The 24,566-nt window shown below is 69.7% G+C and carries 21 protein-coding genes and 2 tRNA genes; 9 read left to right on the top strand and 14 right to left on the bottom strand.

Annotation, left to right across the window (positions count from 1 at the left end; translation table 11 throughout):
- Positions 1-116 precede the first annotated feature (116 nt).
- Positions 117-1,586 (bottom strand): catalase, encoded by a 1,470-nt coding sequence (locus tag ACFVW8_RS30010; RefSeq protein ID WP_389695457.1) that lies wholly within the window; start codon positions 1,584-1,586, stop codon positions 117-119.
- Between the two features lie 139 nt (positions 1,587-1,725).
- On the opposite strand from ACFVW8_RS30010, the gene ACFVW8_RS30005 reads away from it, so the two are divergent.
- The 4 genes from ACFVW8_RS30005 (at position 1,726) to ACFVW8_RS29990 (ending at position 5,245) form a co-directional block, all read left to right on the top strand.
- On the top strand, positions 1,726-2,145 hold the full coding sequence (locus ACFVW8_RS30005) for a Fur family transcriptional regulator (RefSeq protein WP_389695455.1): 420 nt from the start codon (positions 1,726-1,728) through the stop codon (positions 2,143-2,145).
- Between the two features lie 243 nt (positions 2,146-2,388).
- Positions 2,389-3,207, top strand: a complete 819-nt coding sequence (locus ACFVW8_RS30000) for an ABC transporter ATP-binding protein (RefSeq protein ID WP_389695453.1) — start codon at positions 2,389-2,391, stop codon at positions 3,205-3,207.
- Entirely contained in the window at positions 3,204-4,073 is an 870-nt protein-coding gene (locus tag ACFVW8_RS29995; RefSeq protein ID WP_389695451.1) for an ABC transporter permease, read from the top strand. Before ACFVW8_RS30000 ends, ACFVW8_RS29995 begins: the two co-directional genes overlap by 4 nt.
- Before the next feature lie 23 nt (positions 4,074-4,096).
- Positions 4,097-5,245 carry an ABC transporter substrate-binding protein gene (locus ACFVW8_RS29990; protein WP_389695449.1) on the top strand — a complete coding sequence of 383 codons (1,149 nt, stop codon included), beginning with the start codon at positions 4,097-4,099 and terminating at the stop codon, positions 5,243-5,245.
- Between the two features lie 69 nt (positions 5,246-5,314).
- Here the strand turns inward: ACFVW8_RS29990 and ACFVW8_RS29985 are convergent.
- The 4 genes from ACFVW8_RS29985 to ACFVW8_RS29970 all read right to left on the bottom strand — a co-directional run bounded on the left by ACFVW8_RS29985 (position 5,315) and on the right by ACFVW8_RS29970 (position 10,988).
- Positions 5,315-5,388, bottom strand: a tRNA-Met gene (locus ACFVW8_RS29985).
- A 254-nt stretch (positions 5,389-5,642) separates the two neighbouring features.
- Positions 5,643-7,697, bottom strand: a complete 2,055-nt coding sequence (locus ACFVW8_RS29980; protein ID WP_389695447.1) for a sel1 repeat family protein — start codon at positions 7,695-7,697, stop codon at positions 5,643-5,645.
- Between the two features lie 213 nt (positions 7,698-7,910).
- Positions 7,911-7,984 (bottom strand) — tRNA-Met (locus tag ACFVW8_RS29975).
- A gap of 52 nt (positions 7,985-8,036) precedes the next feature.
- Positions 8,037-10,988: a UPF0182 family protein gene (locus ACFVW8_RS29970; RefSeq protein ID WP_389695459.1), complete on the bottom strand. Its 2,952-nt coding sequence runs from the start codon at positions 10,986-10,988 to the stop codon at positions 8,037-8,039.
- A 127-nt stretch (positions 10,989-11,115) separates the two neighbouring features.
- On the opposite strand from ACFVW8_RS29970, the gene ACFVW8_RS29965 reads away from it, so the two are divergent.
- On the top strand, positions 11,116-11,685 hold the full coding sequence (locus tag ACFVW8_RS29965) for a PPA1309 family protein (protein WP_389695445.1): 570 nt from the start codon (positions 11,116-11,118) through the stop codon (positions 11,683-11,685).
- Positions 11,686-11,713: 28 nt separating this feature from the next.
- Here ACFVW8_RS29965 and ACFVW8_RS29960 read toward each other — a convergent pair whose 3' ends face one another.
- The 4 genes from ACFVW8_RS29960 to ACFVW8_RS29945 all read right to left on the bottom strand — a co-directional run bounded on the left by ACFVW8_RS29960 (position 11,714) and on the right by ACFVW8_RS29945 (position 15,001).
- The gene (locus ACFVW8_RS29960) at positions 11,714-12,802 is read right to left on the bottom strand and encodes a PDZ domain-containing protein (protein ID WP_389695443.1); all 1,089 of its coding nucleotides are present in this window, start codon (positions 12,800-12,802) and stop codon (positions 11,714-11,716) included.
- A gap of 134 nt (positions 12,803-12,936) precedes the next feature.
- Positions 12,937-13,125: a hypothetical protein gene (locus tag ACFVW8_RS29955; RefSeq protein WP_389695441.1), complete on the bottom strand. Its 189-nt coding sequence runs from the start codon at positions 13,123-13,125 to the stop codon at positions 12,937-12,939.
- Between the two features lie 128 nt (positions 13,126-13,253).
- Entirely contained in the window at positions 13,254-13,715 is a 462-nt protein-coding gene (locus ACFVW8_RS29950) for a molybdenum cofactor biosynthesis protein MoaE (protein WP_389695439.1), read from the bottom strand.
- Positions 13,716-13,834: 119 nt separating this feature from the next.
- Positions 13,835-15,001, bottom strand: coding sequence for an SDR family oxidoreductase (locus ACFVW8_RS29945; protein WP_389695437.1), 1,167 nt, complete (start codon positions 14,999-15,001; stop codon positions 13,835-13,837).
- A 190-nt stretch (positions 15,002-15,191) separates the two neighbouring features.
- On the opposite strand from ACFVW8_RS29945, the gene ACFVW8_RS29940 reads away from it, so the two are divergent.
- Both ACFVW8_RS29940 and ACFVW8_RS29935 read left to right on the top strand, forming a co-directional pair.
- Positions 15,192-16,676: a zinc-dependent metalloprotease gene (locus ACFVW8_RS29940; protein ID WP_389695435.1), complete on the top strand. Its 1,485-nt coding sequence runs from the start codon at positions 15,192-15,194 to the stop codon at positions 16,674-16,676.
- On the top strand, positions 16,673-17,221 hold the full coding sequence (locus ACFVW8_RS29935; RefSeq protein WP_389695433.1) for an NUDIX hydrolase: 549 nt from the start codon (positions 16,673-16,675) through the stop codon (positions 17,219-17,221). Before ACFVW8_RS29940 ends, ACFVW8_RS29935 begins: the two co-directional genes overlap by 4 nt.
- Before the next feature lie 109 nt (positions 17,222-17,330).
- On the opposite strand, the gene ACFVW8_RS29930 is transcribed toward ACFVW8_RS29935, so the two are convergent.
- The 4 genes from ACFVW8_RS29930 to ACFVW8_RS29915 all read right to left on the bottom strand — a co-directional run bounded on the left by ACFVW8_RS29930 (position 17,331) and on the right by ACFVW8_RS29915 (position 21,156).
- A complete protein-coding gene (locus ACFVW8_RS29930; protein ID WP_389695431.1) occupies positions 17,331-18,086 on the bottom strand; it encodes an AIM24 family protein in 756 nt (251 codons plus the stop codon).
- A gap of 16 nt (positions 18,087-18,102) precedes the next feature.
- Positions 18,103-18,783, bottom strand: coding sequence for an AIM24 family protein (locus ACFVW8_RS29925; protein WP_389695429.1), 681 nt, complete (start codon positions 18,781-18,783; stop codon positions 18,103-18,105).
- 11 nt (positions 18,784-18,794) lie between these two features.
- Positions 18,795-20,426, bottom strand: coding sequence for a TerD family protein (locus tag ACFVW8_RS29920; protein WP_389695427.1), 1,632 nt, complete (start codon positions 20,424-20,426; stop codon positions 18,795-18,797).
- Positions 20,427-20,532: 106 nt separating this feature from the next.
- The gene (locus ACFVW8_RS29915) at positions 20,533-21,156 is read right to left on the bottom strand and encodes a M48 family metallopeptidase (protein WP_389695425.1); all 624 of its coding nucleotides are present in this window, start codon (positions 21,154-21,156) and stop codon (positions 20,533-20,535) included.
- A 187-nt stretch (positions 21,157-21,343) separates the two neighbouring features.
- Between ACFVW8_RS29915 and ACFVW8_RS29910 the strand changes: the two genes are divergently transcribed.
- Positions 21,344-22,489, top strand: a complete 1,146-nt coding sequence (locus ACFVW8_RS29910; protein ID WP_389695423.1) for a ThiF family adenylyltransferase — start codon at positions 21,344-21,346, stop codon at positions 22,487-22,489.
- A gap of 42 nt (positions 22,490-22,531) precedes the next feature.
- Positions 22,532-24,121, top strand: a complete 1,590-nt coding sequence (locus ACFVW8_RS29905) for an AarF/UbiB family protein (RefSeq protein ID WP_389695421.1) — start codon at positions 22,532-22,534, stop codon at positions 24,119-24,121.
- A 73-nt stretch (positions 24,122-24,194) separates the two neighbouring features.
- On the opposite strand, the gene ACFVW8_RS29900 is transcribed toward ACFVW8_RS29905, so the two are convergent.
- The gene (locus ACFVW8_RS29900; protein ID WP_389695420.1) at positions 24,195-24,398 is read right to left on the bottom strand and encodes a hypothetical protein; all 204 of its coding nucleotides are present in this window, start codon (positions 24,396-24,398) and stop codon (positions 24,195-24,197) included.
- Between the last annotated feature and the right edge of the window lie 168 nt (positions 24,399-24,566).

The raw sequence follows: 24,566 nt of genomic DNA, 5'->3' as shown, positions 1-24,566 counted from the left end.
CTTATGTTTCTTTCTCTTTTGGTTTTGTGTTGTTTGTTGTGGTTTTGTTTTTTTTTCGTGGGGGGGGGGGCGCCCCTCCCCCCCCCCCACCCCGCGCACCGTTGCGTGGTGTCCGCTCAGCCGCGCAGCGCCTGGACGGCCGCTTCCAGCCGCTTGCCGAAGTCCCCGTCGGCCTGACGGAAGTTGTCGATCGCGCGCTCGGCGATGTCGTCGCGCGAGACCTTCGAGATGAATCCGGCGAGGTTGTCGATCAGCCGGCTCTTCTCGTCCTCGGAGTAGAGCCGGTAGAGGTTGCCGGCCTGCACGAAGTCGTTGTCCTCGGCATGGCTCGGCGCCTCGTGGGTGCCGGTGCCGCCCGTGACCTGGGTGGGCTCCCACAGCGGGCGATCGGTCTGGACCGGACCGCCGAAGCTGTTCGGCTCGTAGTTCTTCGCACCCTTGTGACGGCCGTCGTACAGGTAGCCGTCACGGCTGTTGGTCCGGGCCTCGGCGGCGTGCGGACGGTTCACCGGCAGGTGGTCGGCGTTGATGCCGACGCGGTAGCGGTGGGCGTCGCCGTACGCGAAGAGGCGGCCCTGGAGCATCTTGTCCGGGGAGGGGCCGATGCCGGGCACGAAGTGCGCGGGGCTGAAGATCGACTGCTCGGTCTCCGCGAACACGTTTTCCGGGTTCCGGTTGAGCTCCAGCTTGCCGATCTCGACCGGCGGGTAGTCCTCGTGCGGCCACACCTTGGTGAGGTCGAACGGGTTGAAGCGGTAGGCGGCCGCATCGGCCGCCGGCATGATCTGCACCTGCACGGTCCAGGACGGGAACTCACCGCGCTCGATGGCCTCACGCAGATCACGCTGGTGGCTGTCCGGGTCCTCACCGGCGAGCTTGTTCGCGTCGTCCTGGGTGAGGTTCTTGATGCCCTGGTCGGTCTTGAAGTGGTACTTGACCCAGAAGACCTCGCCGGCCTCGTTGTTCCACTGGTAGGTGTGCGAGCCGTACCCGTTCATGTGCCGCAGCGTGGCCGGGATGCCGCGGTCACCGAAGAGCCAGGTCACCTGGTGGGTGGACTCGGGCGACAGACCCCAGAAGTCCCAGACGTTGTCCGCCTCCTGCGAGCCGGTGTACGGGTCGCGCTTCTGGGTGTGGATGAAGTCGGGGAACTTGATGGCGTCCTTGATGAAGAACACCGGGGTGTTGTTGCCCACGAGGTCGTAGTTGCCGTCCTCGGTGTAGAACTTCAGCGCGAAGCCGCGGGGGTCACGCACCGCGTCGGCCGAGCCGAGGTTGCCCGCGACGGTCGAGAAGCGCAGGAAGGTCTCGGTCTGCTTGCCGACCTCGGAGAGGAACTTCGCACGCGTCCACCGCGAGACGTCGCGGGTCAGCGTGAACGTGCCGTACGCCCCGGCGCCGCGGGCGTGCACGATGCGCTCCGGAATGCGCTCGCGGTTGAAATGCGCGAGCTTCTCCATCAGCACCTGGTCCTGCACCAGCACCGGACCGCCCACACCTGCGGTCTGGCTGTTCTGGTTGTCGGCGACCGGTGCTCCGGCCTCCGTGGTGAGCGGTCCCTGCGTCACGTGCGCCTCCTGCGTCATTCCTGCACATCGCCTTGGCGTGCACAGCCTGTCCTGCCGTGTACCAAACCGATCCTACAATGGACTTTGTCCAAGTCAATCAGACATCCAAAGTCACATCGGTTCAGGACTTGAGCCCCCCACTGTTAGGCTTGTTCTCATGAGTGACCTCCTGGAACGACTTCGTGGACGCGGCTGGCGCATGACTGCGCAGCGGCGCGTCGTGGCCGAGGTGCTCGACGGGGACCATGTCCACCTGACGGCCGACGAGGTCCACTCACGGGCCGTCGACAGGCTGCCCGAGATCTCCCGCGCCACCGTCTACAACACCCTGGGTGAGATGGTGTCGCTCGGCGAGGTCATCGAGGTCTCCACCGACCGCCGGGCCAAGCGGTACGACCCGAACGCACACCGCCCGCACCACCACCTGGTCTGCGCGAACTGCGGCGCGATCCGCGACGTGCACCCGGCGGGCGACCCGCTGGCGGATCTGCCGGCCGGTGAGCGCTTCGGCTTCATGATCTCGGGCGTCGAGATGACGTACCGCGGCATCTGCCCGAACTGCGCCGCGACCACCTGACCCCAGCCGCACCCGACGCCCTCACCGCAGAGCCGGTGCAGGGCGTTTCCGGCGTGCACGAAGGCGCGGACCCGCCGACCGGTGGCACCCCACCCCGGCCGGCCGCCGGCAGGGCCGAACCCCACGCTCCGGACACCCGCTCCCGCGCACCCCCTTCCCGAATCTGACGGGCCGTCATATCGTCATCGGCGATCACGCCGCCCCGCGGCGGCTTCGCACCTCGACCTGTACGAGGAGAGACCCGTGGGAGACCCGCACCCGAACCCACCCCCGGCAGCACCGCCGTCCACCACCGCCCCCAAACTCCGCGCCCGCTCCCTCGCCCGCTCCTTCGGACGGGGAGCCAAGGCCCTGGCCGCCCTCGGACCGGTCGATCTCGATGTCGCGCCGGGCGAGTTCGCCTGCATCGTCGGACCCTCCGGCTGCGGCAAGTCCACCCTGCTCAGGATCGCGGCCGGGCTGCTCCGCCCCAGCGCCGGCGAGCTGTCCATCCGTACGGCATCGCCCCGGCCGGCCGCGATGATCTTCCAGGACTACGGGATCTACGACTGGAAGACCGTCCTGGCCAATGTCCGCTTCGGTCTCGACATCCAGCGCGTACCGCGCAGGGAGGCCGACGCCAGAGCGCGCGACTGGCTGTCCCGGATCGGGCTCGCCGAATTCGCCGGCGCCTACCCCGCCGCACTCTCGGGCGGGATGCGCCAGCGGGTGGCGATCGCCCGCGCGCTCGCCGTGGAGCCCGAGATCCTGCTGATGGACGAGCCGTTCGCGGCACTCGACGCCCAGCTGCGCACGATCCTCCAGGACGAACTGCTGGAACTCACCCAGACCACCCGCACCACCACGCTTTTCATCACCCACAGCCTGGAGGAGGCGATCGTGCTCGGGGACCGGGTGCTCGTGATGTCCGCCAGACCCGGCCGGATCATCGCCGAGCACCGCCCGCCGTTCGAACGGCCGCGCACCGGGGACATCCGCTCCACGCCGGAATTCACCGCGCTGAAGAGCGAGTTGTGGGATCTGCTGCGCGGCGAGGTCCGCGGAGAGGCGGCCCTGGTATGAGCACCGCCGTGAAGTCCGTGAGCAGTGCGGAGCAGGTGCTGGTCCGCAGTCCGGGCCCGCAGGAACTCCATCCCGTACGCACCCACCGCAGGCGCCGCACCCTCGAAATCGCGCTCGCCGTCGCGGTACCGCTGCTCCTGGTGCTGCTCTGGCAGCTGGCCGCCACCAGGTCCTGGATCGACGACCGCGTCTATCCCGCGCCCTCCACGATCTTCGCGGACGGCTGGGACCGGGCGGCCGACGGGGATCTGTGGCCGGATGTGTGGGCCACGCTCAAGCGGGTCCTCGGCGGCTATGCGATCGGCACGGTCGCGGGCTACGCGCTCGGCCTGCTGATGGGTTCGCTCGCCCTCGTGCGGGCGGCGCTGGAGCCGTTGCTCGACGCCCTGTACGTCGTACCGAAACTCGCCCTGCTGCCGGTCTTCCTCAATATGTTCGGCCTCGGCGAAGGGCCGCAGATCGCCCTGGTCGCCGCCACCGTCTTCTTCTTCGTCTGGATCTCGACCATGGCGGCCGTGCTCGCCGTTCCGGTCGGTCACCGGGACGCCGGGCACGTCTTCGGCGCCTCGCCCTGGCAGATGTTCCGGCATGTGCTCCTGCCTGCCTCACTGCCCGCGGTGCTGGTCGGCGCGCGGATCGCGGCGGGCGTCGCGGTGCTGGTCATCGTCGCCTCGGAGCAGATCGCGGCGGCCGACGGACTGGGCCACCTGATCTTCGACTCCCGGGCGCTGTTCCAGAACGATGTGATGTTCGTCGGCATCGTCTGCGTGGCGGTGCTCGGTGTCCTCTTCTCCGAGGTGGTGCGGATCGCCGGCCGGCTGCTCACGCCCTGGGCCCCGCGCGACCGCGGCCGCAGCCAGTCGTGAACGATTCCTCGTACGGAGGCACTGTGCGTACACCTAGCCCCTTCACCCGCACCGCCCTGCTCGTGGCGGCATCCCTGCTCGGCGCGGCAGGCTGCGCAGGGAACGACTCCTCCGGCGGCGGCGACACCGCCGACGCCGCGCCCCGCACCGTCAAGCCCGTCGCGGGCTGCGGCGCCGGGAGCTGGACCGACCCGTCGGATCTCGCCCCCGGCCGCAAGCCCGCCCGCTGCGACAAGGGCGCCCCCGCCGCCCGGCCGCTGGCGAAGAAGCGGAAGATCGTCCTCGCCACCGGCACCCTGAGCGCCGAGTACGTCGCCCCGCTCCAGGTCGCGGTGGCCAAGGGCGAGTTCGCGAAAGAGGGCCTGGACGTGTCGCTGAAGGTGCTCCCCACACCGGACGCCCTGCCCCTGCTCGCCAAGGGGGACGTCGACGCCCAGTGGGCGGCGCCGGAGGCCGCGGTGATGAACGGCATCAACGGCGGCTTCGACATCAAGTGGGTCGCGGGCAACTTCTCCCCCGACCCGACCTCCAAGAGCGGCCTGTGGGTACGCCTCAAGGACGGCGAGAGCGCCGAGCACGTCGATATGGCCGGCCGGAAACTCGGCACGATGATCGGCAAGGGCTCGGTGATCGCCTACCCGATGGACACCTCGCTGAAGAAGCACGGCGGCGGCCTCGACAAGATCAGCTTCCAGCAGCTCGGCTCGGCGGACGTACTCACCGCCCTGCAGAACGGGGGCGTGGACTCCGCCTGGCTGCTGGACCCGATCTGGCGCAAGGTCGACGGCGACAAGAAGTTCGCCTTCCTCGGCGGCCAGCCGGTCGGCGAACCGCTCGGCGGGCTCCTGTTCGGCCCGACACTGCTGAACAAGGACCCGGACGCGGGCGTGGCCTTCCTCCGCGCCTACATCCGTACGGTGAACACCTACTTCGCCGGCGACTACAAGTCCGACCCCGCCTTTGTCACCGAGCTGGCCGGGCTGATGAAGACCGACGAGGCCACCCTGCGGTCGACGCCCTCGATGCGGATGGACTGGGAGATCCGCGAGGGCACCACGGACCGGCTGCAGAAGGCGTACGCCGACTCGGGCGTATCGACGGGCACACCGGTGCCCGAGGAGAAGGCCGTGGACCGTGCGATGTACAGCGAGGCCGTGGGCCACAAGACGTGAGCCGGCCGTCCTGTGCGCTGCATGCACAGAGGGCCGGATCCTCGAAAGAATCCGGCCCTCTGTCTTCAGTAGCGGGGACAGGATTTGAACCTGCGACCTCTGGGTTATGAGCCCAGCGAGCTACCGAGCTGCTCCACCCCGCGTCGTTGTGATCCCCACCCTACGACACCCGTCCGGACCAGCGCAAATCAATTGAGCGAAGGCCCTGCCGAGCCCGTCGGCACCATCGAGCCCGTCGTCACAGCCAAGCTCTCGGCATCATCAAGCCCGTCGTCACAGCCAAGCTCTCGGCACCATCGAGCCCGTCGTCACAGCCAAGCTCTCGGCACCATCAAGCCGTCCGGCGATTGAGGACAAGGCGGGGCCGAAGGCGCCGCACCGCACCCAGGCCCTCCCGCTACGCGGTCAGCTCCTGGTGCAGCGCCTCACGCAACCGCGCGGCCCGCTCCGAGACCTCCGCGGGCCCCAGCTCGACCGCCCGCGCACACCACCGCTGCCCCTCCGTGAGCTCACCGCGGCGCGCGGCCAGCAGGGCCAGGCGCAGGGCCGCCCGCCCGTGCCCGTCGTTCGCGGCACGGCTCCACCACAGCGCCGCCTCGCGCTCACTGCCCTCGCGAGCGAGCAGTAGACCGAGGTTGAAGGCGCCGTTGCGGCTGCCGGACTCGGCCGCCTCCCGGTACCAGCGCCCCGCGCCCGCCACATCGCCCCGGGCCGCGGCGAGCATCCCGACGCGCACCTGGGACCGGCGGTGGCCCTGCTCGGCCGCACGCTCGTACCACTCCTCGCACTCCGTCTTCTCCGGCATCGGCTCACCCAGGGCGGGCGGCCCCGGCGGCGGCTGCCGCGAGTCCAGCACCCCGGCCAGCCGGAAGGCCGCCTCCGCGCTGCCACCACCCGCGGCGCAGCGCAGATGCCGCTCCGCCTCCCGCTCCTTGCCGTGGTGCAGCAGCGCCATGCCGACCTGGAGTGCGGCCTCGGTGTGGCCGGCCGCCGCAGCACGCTCGTACCAGAGCAGGGCCGCCTCGTCCTCGTCGCGGCCGGCGTGCAGGATGCCGAGGTTGAAGGCGGCGTCGACGCTGCCCGCCTCGGCCGCCTTGGAGAACCAGGGCTCCGCACCGGTCGCGTCGCCCGCCTGGAGCAGGAGCACGGCCAGGGCGTTGGCGGCCTCCCGGTGACCGGCGTACGCGGCGCGCCGGTACCACTGCTCGGCCTGTGCCGTACGGTCCTGCGCCGCGCAGAGCAGCCCCAGGTTGTACGCGCCGTTCACATCGCCCGCGTCCATCGCCGCGCGGTACCAGCGCTCGGCGGTCTGCTGCTCGCCCCGGGCCGCGTGCAGCGCCCCGAGCGCGTTGGCGGCGTTGCCGTCGCCGTCCTGGGCGGCGCGCAGCCACCACACGGCCGCGCTCTCCCGGTCGCCGGCGTCACGGAGGAGGAAGCCGAGCGCGCACGCGGCTCGTGCCTCGCCGGCCTTGGCGGAGATGAGGTACCAGCGACCGGCCTCCTTGAGCTCGCCGCGCTGTTCGAGGATCGAGCCGAGATGCAGGGCGGCACGCCGGTGGCCGCGCGCGGCGGCCTGCCGGTACCACTGCTCGGCCTCGCCGACCCGCCCGGCCTCCGGTCCGGCGACCGGGCTGTCGTCCTTGCGCACGGGATCCCGGCGCATGCCGGAGTCCGTCTCGCCCTCCGTCCCGGTGCGGGGGCCGAGACCGGGGCGGCCGAACGCGTCGTGCGCGTCGTCCGCGGCGTTGCGCTCCAGCGTCCGCGCCAGCCGGTACGCGGCCTCGCGGTGCCCCTGTTCGGCGGCGGCGCGCAGCCACCGCTCGGCGCCGCCGTCACTGCGGTGTTCCAGCAGGTCGGCGAGGGCGTACGCGCCCAGCGCGTGGCCCTGCTCGGCGGACTGGCGCAGCCAGTACTCGGCGCCGGGCTCGTCGCCGCGCTCGCGGTAGTGGCGTCCCAGGGCGTGCGCGGCCGCGGCGGAGCCGGCGACGGCCGCGGTCCGCCACCAGTCGGCGGCCTCGTCCGGGTAGCCGCGCTGGTGCAGCAGGACACCCAGGTTGTTGGCCGCGGCACGGTCACCGTCGGCGGTGGCCGCACGCAGATAGGTCTCGGCGCCGGCCAGGTCCCCCCGGCGCAGCAGCAGCGCGCCGAGCACGCTCATCGACGCGGTGTCCCCGGCGTCGGCGGCGCGACGGTGACGCGCCTCGCTCTCGGCGTTGTCCGCACTCTCTGCGGTCTCCGCGCCCTCGGCGTTCTCCACGCCGTCCGCGGACTCTGCGGTCTCTGCACTTTCGACGGTCGCGGCACACTCCGCAGTCTCGGCGGTCTCGATGTAGTCGTTGTACCGTGCGGCGGCGGCAAATGCCACATCCATCGCGTTTTCCGCCGGATGGGCATGACGCTGAACAAACCGCCCTGTCTCCAACAGAGTTGCCCTGTCCCCCATAAATACCATCGTCGCACCACCTGTAACCCGCGTACACCTGGTATATCGCGGTCAGTGAGGTCACTTCAGCGTTTTGTCGACATGCCCACAGAGAGACAAGTGAAACACGTCCAAGCTCAACTCGTGCCCCACGAACCGCACTTCACGCACACTGCACAAAAAAGTCACGGCGACACGGCGAAGGCCCGGATCCTCGAAAGGATCCGGGCCTTCGTCTTTCAGTAGCGGGGACAGGATTTGAACCTGCGACCTCTGGGTTATGAGCCCAGCGAGCTACCGAGCTGCTCCACCCCGCGCCGTTGTGTTCAAACCGTACCACGGCACGAAGGTGAAGCTTTACCGAGTTACTCAGCCACCGCTGTCAGCACTGTCACTCGCCGAAGCGGCCGACTTGTCTGACTTATCTTCCTTATCCGTTTTGTCCGTCTTGCTGGGACTTCCGGACTTGGGCTGGGCGGCCGCTGCTCGCTGCAAGGCGTCCTGCAGATCCGTCTGGGCCTTGCCGTAGGCGACCCAGTCCTGCTTCTTCAGGGCTGCCTCGCCTTCCGTATAGGCCTTCTGGGCGTCGGCGATGGCCTTCTTGAGCGCGGCGTCGCCGGTGGCCGGCGGCTCCGTGGTGTCGCCCGGTGGTGTGTCCGGCGGTGGCTGACTCGTATCGGATTCGTCCACCCCGAAGACCGAGTTGAGCGCCTCGCCGAGGCTGTTCTCGAAGACGATCTTCGACCCGTACGAGGCGGCGACCTTGCGCAGCAGCGGATAGTTCTGCGTGCCACCGCGCGTGTACACCGGCTCGATGTAGAGGAAGCCCCCTTCGAGTGGCACCGTCAGCAGGTTGCCGTACTCGATGTCGGAGTCCGTGCCCTTGAGGTTTCTCACGAACTCGGCGACGTCGTCGTTGCCGTTGAGCTCACTCTGTACCTGGCCGGGACCCTTCACCGTGGTGGTGACTCTCAGCAGTCTTATCGTGCCGTAGTCCTTGCTGGACGCATCGGCATCGACCGCCATGAACGCCCCCAGGTCGGGCCGCCCCTTGGGAGTGAACGTCGTCGTCAGCGAGAACTTCTGAGCCGTCTGGTCCGGCATCTTTATGCTCAGGTAGTACGGCGGAACGGAACCGGACTCCTTGTTGGTCGGGTCGTCCGGGACCTGCCACGCGTCACTGCCGCTGTAGAACTGCGCGGGGTTCGTCACGTGGTAACGGGTCAGCAGCTCACGCTGCACCTTGAACAGGTCCTGCGGGTAGCGCAGGTGATCCATGAGGTCCTGCGGGATCTCCGACTTGGACTTCACGGTCCCGGGGAACGCCTTGCGCCAGGTCTTGAGGATCGGGTCCTCGGTGTCCCACTCGTACAGCTTGACCTTGCCGTCGTACGCGTCGACGGTGGCCTTCACCGAGTTGCGGATGTAGTTGACCTGGTTCTGCTGGGCGACGACCGCACGCTGGTTGGTGGTCAGCGAGTCGGCCGTGGTGTCACCGAGCGTCGTGCGCGAGGCGTACGGATAGCCGTTGGTCGTGGTGTACGCGTCGACGACCCACTGGATCCGCCCCTTGACCACGGCCGGGTAGGCGTCGCCGTCGATGGTCAGCCACGGGGCGACCGCCTCGACGCGCTCCTTGGGCGTGCGGTTGTAGAGAATCCGCGAACCGTCGCCGATGGCTCCCGAGTACAGGATCTGCGGTTCGCTGAACGCCACCGCGTAGGCGGCGCGGTTGAACGCGCTGGAGAGACTGACGCCGCTCTTGCCCTTGTAGCTGGTGGTCTTCTCGCCGTCCTCCTCGTAGTCGAGCTCCTTCTGGGGCCCGCCGACGATGGAGTACTGCTCGGTCTTCTCGCCGTAGTAGATCTCCTGCTGGTACGAGCCCAGCTCACCGGTGGTCGGCAGTCCCGACTCGGTGAAATCGGGAGATCCCTTCGGGTTCTTTCCGGTCGTCGTGCCCCGGGCGGCGATGGCACCGTAGCCGTGGGTGTAGGTGAAGTGGTCGTTGATCCAGTTGCGCTTGGGGATGCCCTGCAGGTTGAGCTCGCGCAGACCGATGACCGTGTCCTGCTCCTTGCCGGACTCGTCCTTGTAGCGGTCGACATCCAGCGTCTTGGGGAACTGGTAGTAGTTCCTCTTCTGCTGGAGCTGCTGGAAGGCCGGGGAGACGACGTTGGGGTCCATCACCCGGTAGCTGGCCGCCGCGTCGGCGCCGGCACGGAGCTTCGTCTCGTCGTCCGTGGTGCTCTTGCCCGCGTAGTCGTCGACCTGTGCGTCGTCGATGTCGTAGGCGTCGCGCGTTGCCTTGATGTTCTTCTGGATGAACGGGGCTTCCTTGGCCTGCTCGTTCGGCTGGACCTGGAACTTCTGCACGATCGCCGGGTAGAGCCCGCCGATCAGGATCGCGGAGAGCACCATCAGCCCGAACCCGATCACCGGAAGCTGCCAGGTGCGGCGCCAGAGCGTCGCGAAGAACAGCACGGCACAGATCGCGGCGATGCAGAACAGGATCGTCTTCGCCGGAAGGTAGGCGTTGGCGTCGACGTACCGCAGGCCCGTCCAGTTGTCCGTCGCCTTGAAGTCGCTGGACTTCACGGCGAGACCGTAGCGGTCGAGCCAGTACGCCACGGCCTTCAGCGCCACGAAGATGCCGAGCAGTACCGAGAGATGGCCGGTGGCCGCCCCCGTCGCCCGCGCGCCGGGGCTGGTGATGCGCAGCCCGCCGTACAGGTAGTGGGTCAGCGCGGCGGCGATCAGCGAGAGCACCGTGGCCGCGAAGCCGAAGCCCAGCAGGAAGCGGTACCACGGCAGGTCGAAGGCGAAGAAGGACACGTCCAGGTGGAACTGGGGGTCCTTCTGCCCGAACGACACGCCGTTCACATACATCAGCCAGGTACGCCACTGGCCGGAGGACGACGCCCCGGCGATCAGACCGACGAGCGCGGTGATCGCGAGCAGCACCCACTTCTTGTACGGGGCGAGGCTCATCCGGTAGCGGTCCAGGCTCTGCTGTTCCAGTGACATCGCGCTCAGCGGCGGCCGGAGCCGGTGCGCGAGCCAGATGTTCACGCCGACGGCGACCGCCATCAGCAGTCCGAAGACGAGGAACAGTCCGATCTTGGTCCACAGAGTGGTGGTGAAGACGGATGAATACGCGACCGACCTGTACCAGAGCCAGTCCGTCCAGAACCCCGCGAACATGACGAACGCCATGGCGAGAACCGCCAGGACGCCCAGTGTCATGAGCAGGGTTCGGGCGCGCCGGGACGGGCGGCCGACTCTGATCCGTGGCCCTGTCGGGCCTCCGCCGCGGTCCGGCATCTGGAAAGCCAACGTGCGCACCTCGAAGTTCGCGGTCGTGTGAAGCGGGCCCAGCGATCGTAGAGCCCACCTATGCAACTTACTGAGGCTTTACCTAGTTCCCGTTCCCGGGGCGGAAGGAGGCAGGATGTTGTCCATGTCCAACGTTTCCCCCTCAGGCCCTCCGATGGCCGCGAGCCCGCTCACCGTCGCGGTGCTCGAAATCGACGCATACATCTCCGGTCTCGGCTGGGACCAGCCCGCCCGGCTCTTCGCCCTCGTCGACACCGCCCGGCTGCGGGTCCAGGAGCCGGGCCTCGCAGCCCAGCTCGGCCTCGACGGCGACGGCTCGAAGGCCGCCGCACTCACCCCTATTGAGCAGGAGGAGCTGCCCCCCGGTACCGCGCTGGACGAGTTCCTCGCCACGATCGCCTGGCCGGACGCGGTGGTCGGGTGCGCGATGACGGTGGAGCGGCTCATGCTGCCGCCGTCCGCCGAGACCTCCGTCCCCGAGGGTCTCGACGACACCCAGCTGACCGAGTGGGTCGCCAAGCACCCTGACCGTCAGGAGGTACGGATGACGGTGGCGGTCCTGCGGGACGGTGCCCGGGAGTCGGCGGTGCGCCTGCGCGAGAAGGACTCGCCGAACGACGTACTGACCGGCGCCGGCCTGGTGCCGGGACTGGCCGAGGCGCTGGCCGCGACCTTCGAGTCCTGACCACGCCCGTCCGCGTGCGGGGACGCGGTCAGTCTGTCGAGCAGCTCGGCAGTCCGGCCGTGTCCCCCGAGCGGATGCTGTCCAGCGACTTCTTCGCGTCGTCGATGGTCTTGACCCTGACCAGGGTGAGTCCGTCCGGGGTGTCGGAGGCCGCCGACTTGCAGTTCTCGTCGGGTGTCAGGAAGTAGCGTGCGCCCGCGTTGCGTGCGCCGACCAGCTTCATGTTGATCCCGCCGATCGGGCCGACCTTGCCCTTGTCGTCGATCGTGCCGGTGCCGGCGACGAACTTGCCGCCCGTCAGCTGTCCCGGGGTGAGTTTGTCGACGATGCCGAGGGAGAACATCAGGCCGGCGCTCGGACCGCCCACGTCGGCGAGCTTGATGTCGATCTCGAACGGGAAGGTGTGGTCCGTCCCCGCCTGGATGCCGACGATCGCCCGGTTCTCCTTGGGGGCCTTCTCCGTGGTGAGGGTGATCTTCTCGGTGCCCTCGGGCTCCTTGCCGGCCTTCTCGGCCGCCGCCGCTGTCTTGGCCGGGATGACGGTGAACGTGACGTCCTGGCCGGGCTTGTGCCGGGTGACGAGCTTCGCCACGTCCTCGGGCTGCTTGACCGCCGCACCGTCGACGGCCTTGATCACGTCGCCCGCGTGCAGCTTGCCCTGGGAAGGGCTGTCCTTGACGACCGTGGAGACCACGACCCGTGACGAGACCGGGATGCCCAGTTCGGTGAGGGCCGCGACCTTGGCGCTCTCCTGGGACTGGCTGAACTCCTCGGCGTTCTCCTGCGTCGACTCCTGGGCGGTCTTGCCGTCCGGGTAGAGCGTGTCGTGCGGTACGACCAGGCTGTCGTGGCCCAGCCACCCGTAGACGGCCTCGACGAGGTTCATGTTGTAGTCGGCACCGGTCACCCTGACCGTCGTCATGTTGAGGTTGCCGGACGTCTTGTACGTCTTGTGCCCGGTGATCTCCAGGACGGGCTCGCCGTCGACCTTGCCGAGCGTGTTCACGGTCGGCCCGGGTGACATCTCCGAATACGGAACCTTGATCAGCACACCTGCGCAGAGCAGCGCGATCAGAACCAGGGTGGAGGCGAGCATCGTCGCGGTGCGGCGTGGCATGGAACGACAGTACGGGAAGGGTCCGTCCGTGCACCGCCGGGGCCGGTCCGTACGGGGGCCCGGTCAGCGTGTCGGGGAGCCTCGGCAGGCGAGGCCGTGATGCAGATTGGCGAGTGCGTACGTCCGGTGTGGCGTCAGACGTTCGATATCTGCTCGATCGGTTCCGAACCGGAGTCGGACTTCTCCATCGCTTCGCGGAACCGGGCATAGCCGGCGAGTTCGGTGACATCGCCGGTCGTGCGATTACGGGCAGCCCAGCTTCCCCATATCGCAGCACCGAACGCAGCAAAAAGCGGAATCAACAACCAGGCGAGTGCTGCCATAACGACCTCCCTGCCCCATGAGCAACCGCAACTGACCGATCAGCAGATTATCCATCTGCAGAGCCAACGCTCACTGCCGGGGTGCGGTTACGCAAATCGGGGCGGATACGGAAGTGACCGGTTTGCGCTCAGCAGGCGCCGACCCACTCCTCCGTCCCGTCCGAGAAGCGCTGGTGCTTCCAGATCGGAACCTCGTGCTTGAGGTCGTCGATGAGCTTGCGGCAGGCCTCGAAGGCCTCACCGCGGTGGGGGCAGGAGACCGCCACGACCACGGCGAGATCGCCGACCTCCAGTTCACCCACCCGGTGGACCGCGGCCAGTGCCCGGACCGGGAAGGCGGCCACGACCTTCTCCGCCACCCGGCGCATCTCGTCCTGCGCCGAGGGGTGGCACGAATAGCCGAGCGCCCCCACGTCCTGGCCGCCGTCGTGGTTGCGCACGGTGCCGACGAAGAGCGCGGTGCCGCCGGCCGCGTCGTCGCCGACGGCACGGAAGATCTCGTCCACCGACAGCGGCGTGTCGCGGATCTCCAGCAGCCGGATGGGGTCCTGTGCCGCCTGCTCGCCGGGGTGGTCATGCATGGGTGCCATGCCCGCCATCGTGCCGCACCGCGCGGGCATCGCGGAATAGCGCTTTCCGCTGGTGGGCCGAGTCCGGCCTTGGAGCCTCCTACAGACGCCGCGGGCCCGGCCGGTCCGCCGGACAGCCCTTAGATACGCCGGCGCGCCTTGCGGGCGCGCCGCACCAGGGCGGCGGTACCGAGCAGAGCCACGGTCGCACCGGCGGCTCCGGCAGCGGTGGCGTCCTTGCGGCCGAGCCGGCGGCCGGCGAGGGTGTGCCGTCCCTCGACCTCTTCGAGGAGCGCGGCGAGCACCTCCTCATTGGTCCAGCCGGGGCGCCAGCCCGCGTCGTGCAGCCGGCTCACACTGACCACCCAGGGATGCATCGTGTACGCCAGATCGCCTGCCGGGGAGGGGGTGAGACCGATCCGGTGCAGCCGGGCGGCGGCGCCGAGCGCGACGGCGGAGGGGAGCTCCATCCGCCGGACACCGCTGATCTCCTCGACCTCCTCCTGTTCGAGCCAGCCGTCGCAGCCGACCGCGAACTCTCCGTCGATCTTCTCGAGCGCGGCGTACTCCAGCGCCGTGACCAGGTCGTCGACGTGGCAGAACTGCCACGCCGGGCGCGATCCGGCGACGACGAGGAGGCGCGGTGACTCGAAGTAACGGGTCAGTGCCGTGTCGGTTCCGCCGACCAGCACCGTGGGGCGGACCACCGTGACGTGCAGCCCGGGGTGGGCACGCGGCGCGCGGCGGCCGAGCCGTTCGATCTCCAGCAGGTCACCGACGCCGGTCGCCTCGGCGGTGGCCCGCAGCTCGGCGTCCTCGGCCAGCGGGATGTCGTTGTCGGGCAGCGCCCCGTAGACCATCGCGGAGGTGCACAGCACGACCCGGTGGACGCCGGCGGCCGCAGCGGCGGTCAGCACGGTCTGGGTGCCGCGCACGTTGTAGGCGGTGCGGGCGGCTGGATCGGTCTCCAGGTCGAGATCGAGCGCCAGGTGCACCACGACGTCGGCGCCACGCAGCTTCTCCGCGATGACCGGATCACGGACGTCGAGAATGTGCCAGGTCGCCTCGGAGACCTCCCCGCGGCGCTCGTCGATGGCGATGACCTGCTTGATCTCCTCGGAGGCCGCGAGCCGGGCCGCGAGCAGCTCTCCGACACCCGTCGCGGCTCCGGTGACGGCCACGACGGGGCCGCGGCTTCTGGAGCGGCTTCGGACGGTCTTGTTCTCGGTCTTGTTCTCGCTCTTGTTCTCGGACAGCGGGTCGGCCAGGTTTCGCGCTGCGCGAACCTGCGGATCTGGGGAACTCACCGGGCGTCTCCAGCGGTTGTCTTCAGTACGTACCCGAATGACGCGTACGTACCAGGTGGCGTCCATCCTGCCGCAGGCCGGGAGCCGACGGAGCACTGAGGCCCGAAGCGGACTTGGTGTCTACGCTGGATGGTGATGTCGGGCAGTCGCCGCCGGTTCGAACCGGCGGCCCTACGAGCCGAGGAAACCCGTGAGTGACACCCCATTCGGATTCGGCCTTCCGCCGGAGGAGCCGGACGACGGCGACGAAGGCAAGAAGAAGGACCCCACCGGAGGTGGGCAGGGTTCGGGCGGTCCGGCGAACCCGCTCGGCTTCGGCCCGGGCGCGGGCGGTGACAACCCCTTCGCCGCCATGTTCGGCTCGATGAACCCGAACGACCTGGGCGCCGCCTTCCAGCAGCTCGGCCAGATGCTGAGCTACGAGGGCGGTCCCGTGAACTGGGACATGGCCAAGCAGATCGCCCGCCAGACCGTCTCGCAGGGCGCGCCGGACGGCACCAAGGACGCGAGCGTCGGCCCGTCCGACCGTGCCGCGGTGGACGAGGCGCTACGGCTGGCCGACCTCTGGCTGGACGGCGCGACGTCGCTGCCCTCCGGGTCGGTCTCCACCGTGGCGTGGAGCCGTGCGGAATGGGTCGAGGCGTCCCTCCCGGCCTGGCAGAAGCTGGTCGATCCGGTGGCCGAGCGTGTCGGTCTCGCCATGGGCGATGTGCTGCCCGAGGAGATGCAGGCGATGGCCGGCCCGCTGATCGGCATGATGCGGTCGATGGGCGGCGCGATGTTCGGCCAGCAGATCGGGCAGGCCGTCGGCGTGCTGGCGGGCGAGGTGGTCGGCTCGACCGACATCGGGCTGCCGCTGGGCCCGGCCGGCAAGGCCGCGCTGCTCCCGCTGAACGTCGAGCGGTTCGGCAAGGACCTGAGTGTGCCGCAGGACGAGGTGCGGCTGTACCTGGCCCTGCGCGAGGCCGCCCACCAGCGGCTCTTCGCCCATGTTCCGTGGCTGCGCTCGCATCTGTTCGGTGCGGTGGAGGGCTATGCCCGCGGCATCAAGGTCGACACCAGCAAGCTGGAGGACGTGGTCGGCCAGTTCGACCCCTCGCAGCCCGAGCAGCTGCAGGAAGCTCTTCAGCAGGGCATGTTCCAGCCGGAGGACACCCCGGAGCAGAAGGCCGCCCTGGCCCGTCTGGAGACGGCACTCGCGCTGGTCGAGGGCTGGGTGGACGCCGTGGTGCACGAGGCCGCGAAGACGAGGCTGACCTCGGCGGACGCACTCCGGGAGACGATGCGCAGGCGCCGCGCATCGGGCGGCCCCGCCGAGCAGACGTTCGCCACGCTCATCGGTCTCCAGCTGCGCCCCAGGCGGCTGCGTGACGCCTCACGGCTGTGGGCCTCGCTCACGGACGCCCGGGGTCTCGATGGACGCGACGCGCTGTGGGAGCACCCCGACATGCTGCCGACCGCCCATGACCTGGATGATCCGGACGGCTTCGTGCACCACGAGCAGCTGGACTTCTCCGAGCTGGACAAGATGCTCGGCGAGGCAGCGAACGGGCCGCAGAAGAAGCCCGCGGCCGGCACCGACAGCGAGGCAGGACCGGCCCAGGACGCCGCCGACGCCGCCGACGCCACCGACGACTCGGACGGCGGCGACAGCAGGGACGACACCGACAAGTGAGCCTGCACGATGACGCCGTTCTCGTACTGAAGAGCTACGGGGAGGGCGCGGACGCCGCCCAGGAGGAGCTGCGCCGGGAGTATCTGGACCATCTGGCGACGCATCCCGACGGCATGTGGAAGGCCTGCGGGGCCGGGCACCTGACGGCCAGCGCGCTGGTCATCGACCCGGAGCGCGGCCGAGTGCTGCTCACGCTGCACCGGAAGCTGCAGATGTGGCTGCAGATGGGCGGTCACTGCGAGCCCGGCGACGCCACGCTGGCGGGGGCGGCGCTGCGCGAGGCAACGGAGGAGTCCGGCATCGCCGGTCTGACCCTGGTCACGGGCGGCCCGGTGACTCTGGACCGCCACCCGATCCCGGCACCCTGCAACTGGCATCTGGACGTCCAGTACGCGGCGCTCGCACCGTCGGGCTCCACGGAGCGGATCAGTGACGAATCACTGGACCTGCGCTGGTTCGCCTACGACGAGATCGCCGGGGTCGCCGACTCCTCGGTGGTACGTCTGGTGGAACGTACCCGGGCTGTGCTGGACAGCGCCCGCTAGCAGGACCGCGTGCACGGGTAAGGGGCGGCCTCCTGGGAGGCCGCCCCTTACCCGTGCACTCACCGCACCGCCCCGTCCGTCGTGCACGGCGGGTGCGATGTGCCGTGACTCAGTTCCAGGCGTTGTTCTGGTTCTGGGCGTGGACTCCCTGCTGGCCCATGCCGTACTGGGCAGCCAGCCCCTGGCCGATCTGGGCGCTCTGCGGCGGCAGCACCTCGCTCGGCTGGACCAGGGCGAAGCCCTGCCCGAGGAAGCTGAGCTCCCAGCCCTCGCCGGTGTTTCCACGCCGGCGGAAGACACCCGAGGAGTGCGTCTGGGCCTGCATCTGCACGCGCAGGGAGCTGGACCACGCGACGATCGCGTCCGCGTCGGCGCTGACGTACTTGTCGGGTGTGACCTGCATCATCAGCGGCTGACCGGAGGTCATCAGGGCGACCTTTCCGGTTCCGGAGATGTTGAGCTGGTACTTGCCGGTGCCCGAGATGCCGTACTGGCTGTCCACCGCGATGACCTCGGTGTGCAGCGACGAGTCGAGCGCCAGGACATAGGCGCTGTCCACCGTCATGCCGTCGCGGTCGACATCCACCACGTGGACGTACTGCGCCAGGTTGGCGAAGTAGACGGTGCCCTGCCCGGAGCAGCGCATCAGGTCGAGGCCCTCACCGGTGCTCGCGCGGGCCCGGCGCTGTCCGTGGGACTGGTACTCGCCGTCGAACTCCATCAGCCCCTGGTACGCGACCATGGCCCCCTTGCGGGCGAGGACGTCGTCGTGGCCGGTCAGCGAGACCCGCAGGAGCTGCGGGTTCTGAACCGTGTACCGGTCCTGGGACTGCTGTTCGGTGTAGCTGAAAAGCGGACTCTGCATGGTGTCTCCCTCCCCGTCAGTTCCGGACCCGCAGGCGGTCGGTACTGTCCTCGCTCGGCTGGACGACGACGATCCCCTCGCCGGAGAACGCCATCTGGAACGCCTCGCCGCTGCCCCGCCCGATGAGCGAGGCGGCCTTGAAGCTGCGCTTGCCCTTCACCTTGAGGTTCGGGGACCACGCCACCAGGGCGTCCGGGTCGACATAGGTCTCATCCTCGCCGCGCCCGCAGTCGACGACGATCGGCGTGCCGCGTGAGGTGATGGCGACCCAGCCGGTGCCGGAGATGCACACGTTCCACAGGCCCTGGCCGGCGAACTTGGCCAGCCCCTTGACCCGTTCGACGCCCCAGGTGAGATGTCCGTCGAAGGCGAGGACGTTGGTGCCGTTGACCGAGAGGGAGTCGTTGTTCAGGTTGATGACGACCACGTGCGCGCCGTAGTCGGCGAGGTAGAGCAGTCCGTCACCGGTGCACTTCATCAGGGGCGTGCCCTCACCGGTGATCCACTGCGAGGCGATCTGCCGGACGGCGGGCGGGTTGGGTTCGTACTGGATGAAGCCCTCGTACGCCACCATCGAACCGGTGCGCGCGTACAGATCCTGGCCGGTGGCCATGGCCACCTTCAGCATCGAATGGCCGTGGTTCTCCATCCGGGCCGTGACGGGGGTCGGGGCGTAGCCCGCGAGTTGCTGATTCATGACGGGCTCCCTCAGACCTCGTAGGGCTGGACGACGATGAAGTTGCCGGGTGCGCCCCGGAACTGGAGGTTCACGGTCTCCCCGCTGTGTCCGGGATAGGCGTTGCGGCGCAGCCGGACCTGGCTGGAGACGATCACCTGGGACGCCGACGACCACGCCACGACGGCGTTGCAGTCGGCGAAGGTGGTCGGGGTGACCGGCAGGACGACCGGCACACCGTGGGTCTTGACGACGACGGTGCCGGTGCCCTGGAACTGCATGGTGAACAGGGCGCCGCCGGGGATGCCGTGGCCCTCGATCCTGCGGACCTCGTACTGGAGCGACTCGTCGAAGGCGAGGACGTTCTCCGCGGAGACGCAGATGCCGTCGCCCTGGAGCTCGACGGCATGCAGATGCGCGCCTTCCTCGGCGAGGAAGACCTGCCCCCGGCCGGTACAGCGCATCAGCTGCATCTCCTGGCCGGTGGCGTTGCCGACGATCCGGCCCGCGAAGCCCGCGCCCTTGTAGCCGAAGTCGACCTTGCCCTGGTACATCACCATGCTGCCCTGCCTGGCCAGCACTCCCCCACCGCCGTTGGTGAGGTCGACGCGCATGAGCTGTTGGTTCTGCGGGGTCCAGCGCTGGCCGGTCGCCGTCTCCTTGTACAGCTGGAGCGCGGCCACGAGCCCTGCCCCGGCCTGCGGCACGCCTTGCGGAACGCCCTGGGGCGCGCCCGGAGGCATGCTGCCGGGAGGCTGCTGCCCGTACGGGGCCGGAGCCTGCTGACCGTACGGGGCCGGAGCCTGCTGCCCGTACGGCGGCGGCGCCTGTCCCGGGACCTGTCCGAACTGCGGCTGCTGGGGCGGCTGCCCCGGCTGTCCGTACGGAGCGGGCGCGGGTGCGGGCGGCGGCACGGTGCCGCCCTGCGGGGCCAACGGCGCCGCGATGGTGGGCGCGGCGTGCATCTGCTGTTGCGGGGTGGGAGCCGGTGCCGGTGCGGGCGCCGCCGGTCCGCCGAAGGCCGGTGCGGGCTGCGGGGCGGCCGGTGCGCCGAACGACGGTGGGGGTGCTGCCGCCTGGGCGGGCGGGGCGAACGACGGAGCGGCGGACTGCGGCTGCGGAGCGGCAGGGGCCTCTTCCGCGACCTCGCCCCCGAAGTTCTTCAGCAGCGCGTCGAGACCGCCGTCGAAGCCCTGTCCGACCGCGGCGAACCGCCAGACGTCCTTCAGATAGAAGTCACCCAGCATCACCGCGCGTTCGGTGGTGAACTCCGAGCCGGTGAAGGCGTACCTGACGACTTCCTCACCGCCCGCGACGATCCGGATGTACCCGGGACCGACCTGTGCCATCTGGCCGGCGCCGTCCAGCGTCGCGGTGAACGACAGCTTGTGGATGTTCGCCGGAATGCGGTCCAGAGTCACGCGGAACGACTCGGTGTCACCCGCCTGGGCGCCGAGGAGCTGAATGGACTCCTCGGGCGATTTCGGCTGATTGAAGAAGATGAAATACCGGTCGTCGGAGAGCTGCTCATTGGCATCGAGGCCGAAGCAGCTGATGTCAAAGGTCAGTCCCGGGCCGGCGATCTGCACACCTACGTACAGGTCCGTCCCCGGTGTGAGATCGCTGATCTTGGCCTTGTGGCCGCGTTGGAATTCCCTGGCCATGCGTAACGACCGTCCCCCATCCGGAAGGTAAATGCGTCGCGTCAGGCTAACCGCAAACTCCGGCCGTGGGCCAAGCCGGTACAGACCCGGTACAGAATCGCCGAAGTCACTCGCCGCGCGCGGCGGGCAGGTGAGGCAGCCGGTCGGCCGCCACCACCCCTTCGAGATAGCCGCGGGCCCGCTCGGTACGGGGGTAGGCGTCGAGCAGCCGCCAGAACCGCGGACCGTGTCCGGGCACCAGGAGATGGGCCAGCTCGTGCACGAGCACATAGTCGACGACGTACTCCGGCATGCCCTGCAGCCGGTGCGAGAGGCGAATACTGCCCTCGGCCGGGGTGCAGGAACCCCAGCGGGTGTTCTGATTGGTCACCCAGCGCACCGAGACGGGTCTGGCCCGGCCCTCGAAATACTGCGCGGAGAGTCGCTCCGCCCGCTCGGCGAGCTCGCTGTCACCGAGGATGCGTCGGCTCTCCTGGGCGGCCAGCTTGTCGAGCATCACGCTCACCCAGCGCTGCTCCTCGGCCTCGGACATCCGGGCGGGAATCAGCACGATCGTGCGGTCGCCCTCCCGGTACGCGGAAACCGTTCTGCTGCGGCGGGTGCTCCTGCGGACCTCGACCGCGCTCGTCGCCGAGCTGCGGGACGGTTGGTCTGCCGCACTGCGCTGGTGGATTCCGGCGCTGCGCGCGGGGGTCTCGCCGGCGAAGCCGGGTGACGGGTCGGCGGGCACGCCTCGACGTTACCCGGTGTCAGTGGGGGAAGTCCCGTCTCCCGGACGGTTCACACATGATCCACCCCACGGCTTGCACCATTTGAACGACTAATACCCCCTGCCTGTGGATAACTTTTCACCTGCTTCCGCCGCCCGTCGCATTCTGGCAATGGATCTCACGCAGCCACACAGACCGGGGGAAGCCGTGCATCCGATGTTGAAGCCCGCACTGCGCCGCGCATGGCGCGGCCGGGGCACCGTCCAATTCGGCGTGACGCCCGCACATGCGGTCAAGGTCGGCCCGATGGATATCGCGACGGGCTGTTTCCTGGAGCTGCTCGACGGAACACGCGGGATGCCGCTGTTGCGCGAGGAGGCCAGGGCGCTGGACCTCACCGACCGGCAAGTGGACACACTCGTCGTGCGATTGCTAGACGCGGGGCTCGTAGACGACGTACGGGCCGGCGGGCCGGCGGCCGATGCGCTGCGGAGCCGGGTGGACGTCCTGGAGCGTCACCGGCCGGACCTGGCGTCACTCTCCGTCGTGCATCCCGAGCCCGGCGGAGGGATGCGCCGACTGGCTGCCCGCCGCTCCATGCGTGTCCAGGTCCGGGGAGCCGGCCGGGTCGGCGCGGCCGTCGCCGCGGTGCTGTCCGGGTCCGGAGTGGGCCGGGTCGAGGTCCTGGACGGCGGATGCGCCGAGCCGTGCGACGTGTCACCCGCGGGTCTGCCGCCCTCGGCCGACGGCGAGCGCCGGGACAGCGCGGCCCGGCAGCTGGTCCGCCGCTCCGCCCCCGGCCCGGCGCCACGGGCAGCTCCGTCATCGGACGGGCCCGCGAGCGGTGAGCCGGGTCTGTCACTGATCGTGTTCGCCCCTCGCGACAGCCTCACCGCGTACATCCCCGATCCGCGCACCTCCGAGCCGTGGATCGCGTCGGGTACTCCCCATCTCTACGCCGGAGTGATGGAGGCCACCGGCTTCGTCGGACCCCTGGTGCTGCCCGGGGGCACGGCATGCGCGGGGTGCCTGGATCTGGACCGGCGGGACCGGGACCCGCAGTGGCCGCGGATGCTGGCACAGTGGCAGTCCGGGCGGCGCAACGCAGTGCAGGCCTGCGATCTCGGTCTGGCGACCGCGGTGGCGGGGCTGACGGCCGCCCATGCACTGGCCTTTCTCGACGGGGAGCTCCCTGCCTGCACAGGGGCCCGGTGGGAAGCCGCGCTGCCGCTGTTGGACTGGCGGTCGGAGCAGATCAGGGCGCACCTCGACTGTTCCTGTGGAGCGGGTGGGCACACTGAAGGGGTGCGCACCTCCGGGGCCGGCACGGCGCACGACACAATGGCCGGGTAGCCGCCGCACGCAGCGCGGCAGTCTGGGAATTGGAGGGGCAATATGTCTGATCTTCCCCGGAAGGCGGTCACCCGAACCGCCAAGCTGGCCGCGCTGCCGTTGGGGTTCGCCGGCCGCGCCACGTGGGGGCTGGGCAAGCGCATCGGCGGGAAGTCCGCGGAGCTGGTGGCCCGCGAGGTACAGCAGCGCACCGCCGACCAGCTCTTCAAGGTCCTGGGCGAGTTGAAGGGCGGAGCGATGAAGCTCGGCCAGGCCTTGTCCGTCTTCGAGTCCGCGCTGCCCGAGGAGGTCGCCGGTCCCTACCGCGCGGCGCTGACCAAACTCCAGGAGGCCGCCCCTCCGATGCCGTCCGGCACGGTCCACGCGGTGCTGGCCGAGCGGCTCGGGGAGGACTGGCGGGAGCTGTTCCTGACGTTCGAGGACAAACCGTCCGCCGCGGCCTCGATCGGGCAGGTGCACCGGGCGGTGTGGCACGACGGCCGGGATGTCGCGGTGAAGGTGCAGTACCCGGGTGCCGGAGAGGCGCTGCTCTCGGACCTGACCCAGCTCAGCCGGTTCGCCCGGCTGCTCGGTCCACTGATCCCCGGCATGGACATCAAGCCGCTGATCACCGAGCTGCGCGACCGGGTCTCGGAGGAGCTGGACTACGAGCAGGAGGCGCAGTCGCAGCGGGAGCACGCCGAGGAGTTCGCGGACGATCCCGATGTGGTGGTCCCCGGCGTGGTCCACCAGTCCGATCAGGTGCTGGTCACGGAGTGGATCGACGGGGTGCCGCTGGCCGATGTGATCGCCGGCGGAACCGCGGAGCAGAGGGACCGGGCGGGACAGCTGCTCGCCCGGTTCCTCTTCTCCGGCCCCGCGCGCACCGGGCTGCTGCACGCCGACCCGCACCCGGGCAATTTCCGGCTGCTGCCCCCGGACCCGGACGGCCCGACGGACGGCTTCGCGGACGCGGGCGGCACTGCGAGCGCTGACGGCACCGCGGACACGGACGGCACCGCGGATACCGAGGCGGCTCAATGGCGGCTCGGTGTCCTCGACTTCGGGACGGTGGACCGGCTGCCCGGTGGGCTGCCGGGAACCATCGGGGACTCGTTGCGGCTGACGCTCCAGGGTGACGCGGACGGGGTCTACGAGCTGCTGCGCGAGGAGGGGTTCGTCAAGGAGTCGATCGACCTCGACCCGGACGAGGTGCTCGACTACCTCCTGCCGATCATCGAGCCGGCCCAGGTGGAGGAGTTCGCGTTCAGCCGGAGCTGGATGCGCAACCAGGCCGCCCGGATAGCGGATCCGCGCTCCCCCGCCCATCAGCTGGGAAAGCAGCTGAATCTGCCGCCCTCCTATCTGCTGATACACCGGGTGACGCTGAGCACGATAGGGGTGCTGTGCCAGCTCGGCGCGACGGTCCGGCTGCGTGAGGAACTCGAGTCCTGGCTGCCGGGGTTCCTGCCTCAGGACGAGGCGGAACGGGACGGGGAGGATGGGGACGAGGCGGAGCCGGCCGAGACGGAATCAGCCGGGGAGACTGCGGCCGAGTGCGAGGAGAGCGAAGGGCCGGAGGCCTCGGGCGAGTTCGATGCGGCGGGCGAGCCCATGGAGGAGGGCGCTGCGGCCGGCGCCGAGGTCAAGTAACCGGGCCCGGGCGGGGTGGCCTGCCGGCACGTGACGGCAACGCAGCTGGGGCGCCTGGTGATGACACGGCCCGTCACCACCACGCGGAGTCGAGCCGACCTTCGATGGCCCTGATATGGGTCCGGGCGCAGCCGTCACAGAAGTAGCGACGGCTGCCGTTCTCCACGGAACAGATCCAGGTCGGCGGTGCGATGCCGCCCTCGGCGCCGGTACCGCACAGGGCGCACACGACGCCCTCGGTGTCCGCCGCTTCGGGGCGCTGCGTCTCCTCGTCCACCTCGTGACGATAACTCCACCGCCGTGGTCCGGCACCTCACCACCCAGCACGTGCGCACCTTCCGGACCGGACAGAACGAACCGGACAGAACGGGTGACACGGAAAACGGCCTCGGGGCCGGTCCGGGTGCACCGGCCCCGAGGCAGGGGTCGTGAAGTGGGTGGGTAC

The sequence above is a fragment of the Streptomyces sp. NPDC058221 genome (assembly GCF_042882365.1).
In the GTDB taxonomy this organism is placed as follows: domain Bacteria; phylum Actinomycetota; class Actinomycetes; order Streptomycetales; family Streptomycetaceae; genus Streptomyces.
This window is presented reverse-complemented; position numbering and strand designations above follow the sequence as displayed.

Excerpts from the sequence above, each read along its gene's own strand:
- ACFVW8_RS30010 (WP_389695457.1), bottom strand. The coding sequence starts at position 1,586 with ATGACGCAGGAGGCGCACGTGACGCAGGGACCGCTCACCACGGAGGCC.
- ACFVW8_RS30005 (WP_389695455.1), top strand. The coding sequence starts at position 1,726 with ATGAGTGACCTCCTGGAACGACTTCGTGGACGCGGCTGGCGCATGACT.
- ACFVW8_RS29995 (WP_389695451.1), top strand. The coding sequence starts at position 3,204 with ATGAGCACCGCCGTGAAGTCCGTGAGCAGTGCGGAGCAGGTGCTGGTC.
- ACFVW8_RS29980 (WP_389695447.1), bottom strand. The coding sequence starts at position 7,697 with ATGGTATTTATGGGGGACAGGGCAACTCTGTTGGAGACAGGGCGGTTT.
- ACFVW8_RS29970 (WP_389695459.1), bottom strand. The coding sequence starts at position 10,988 with ATGCCGGACCGCGGCGGAGGCCCGACAGGGCCACGGATCAGAGTCGGC.
- ACFVW8_RS29965 (WP_389695445.1), top strand. The coding sequence starts at position 11,116 with ATGTTGTCCATGTCCAACGTTTCCCCCTCAGGCCCTCCGATGGCCGCG.
- ACFVW8_RS29960 (WP_389695443.1), bottom strand. The coding sequence starts at position 12,802 with ATGCCACGCCGCACCGCGACGATGCTCGCCTCCACCCTGGTTCTGATC.
- ACFVW8_RS29955 (WP_389695441.1), bottom strand. The coding sequence starts at position 13,125 with ATGGCAGCACTCGCCTGGTTGTTGATTCCGCTTTTTGCTGCGTTCGGT.
- ACFVW8_RS29950 (WP_389695439.1), bottom strand. The coding sequence starts at position 13,715 with ATGGCACCCATGCATGACCACCCCGGCGAGCAGGCGGCACAGGACCCC.
- ACFVW8_RS29930 (WP_389695431.1), bottom strand. The coding sequence starts at position 18,086 with ATGCAGAGTCCGCTTTTCAGCTACACCGAACAGCAGTCCCAGGACCGG.
- ACFVW8_RS29925 (WP_389695429.1), bottom strand. The coding sequence starts at position 18,783 with ATGAATCAGCAACTCGCGGGCTACGCCCCGACCCCCGTCACGGCCCGG.
- ACFVW8_RS29920 (WP_389695427.1), bottom strand. The coding sequence starts at position 20,426 with ATGGCCAGGGAATTCCAACGCGGCCACAAGGCCAAGATCAGCGATCTC.
- ACFVW8_RS29905 (WP_389695421.1), top strand. The coding sequence starts at position 22,532 with ATGTCTGATCTTCCCCGGAAGGCGGTCACCCGAACCGCCAAGCTGGCC.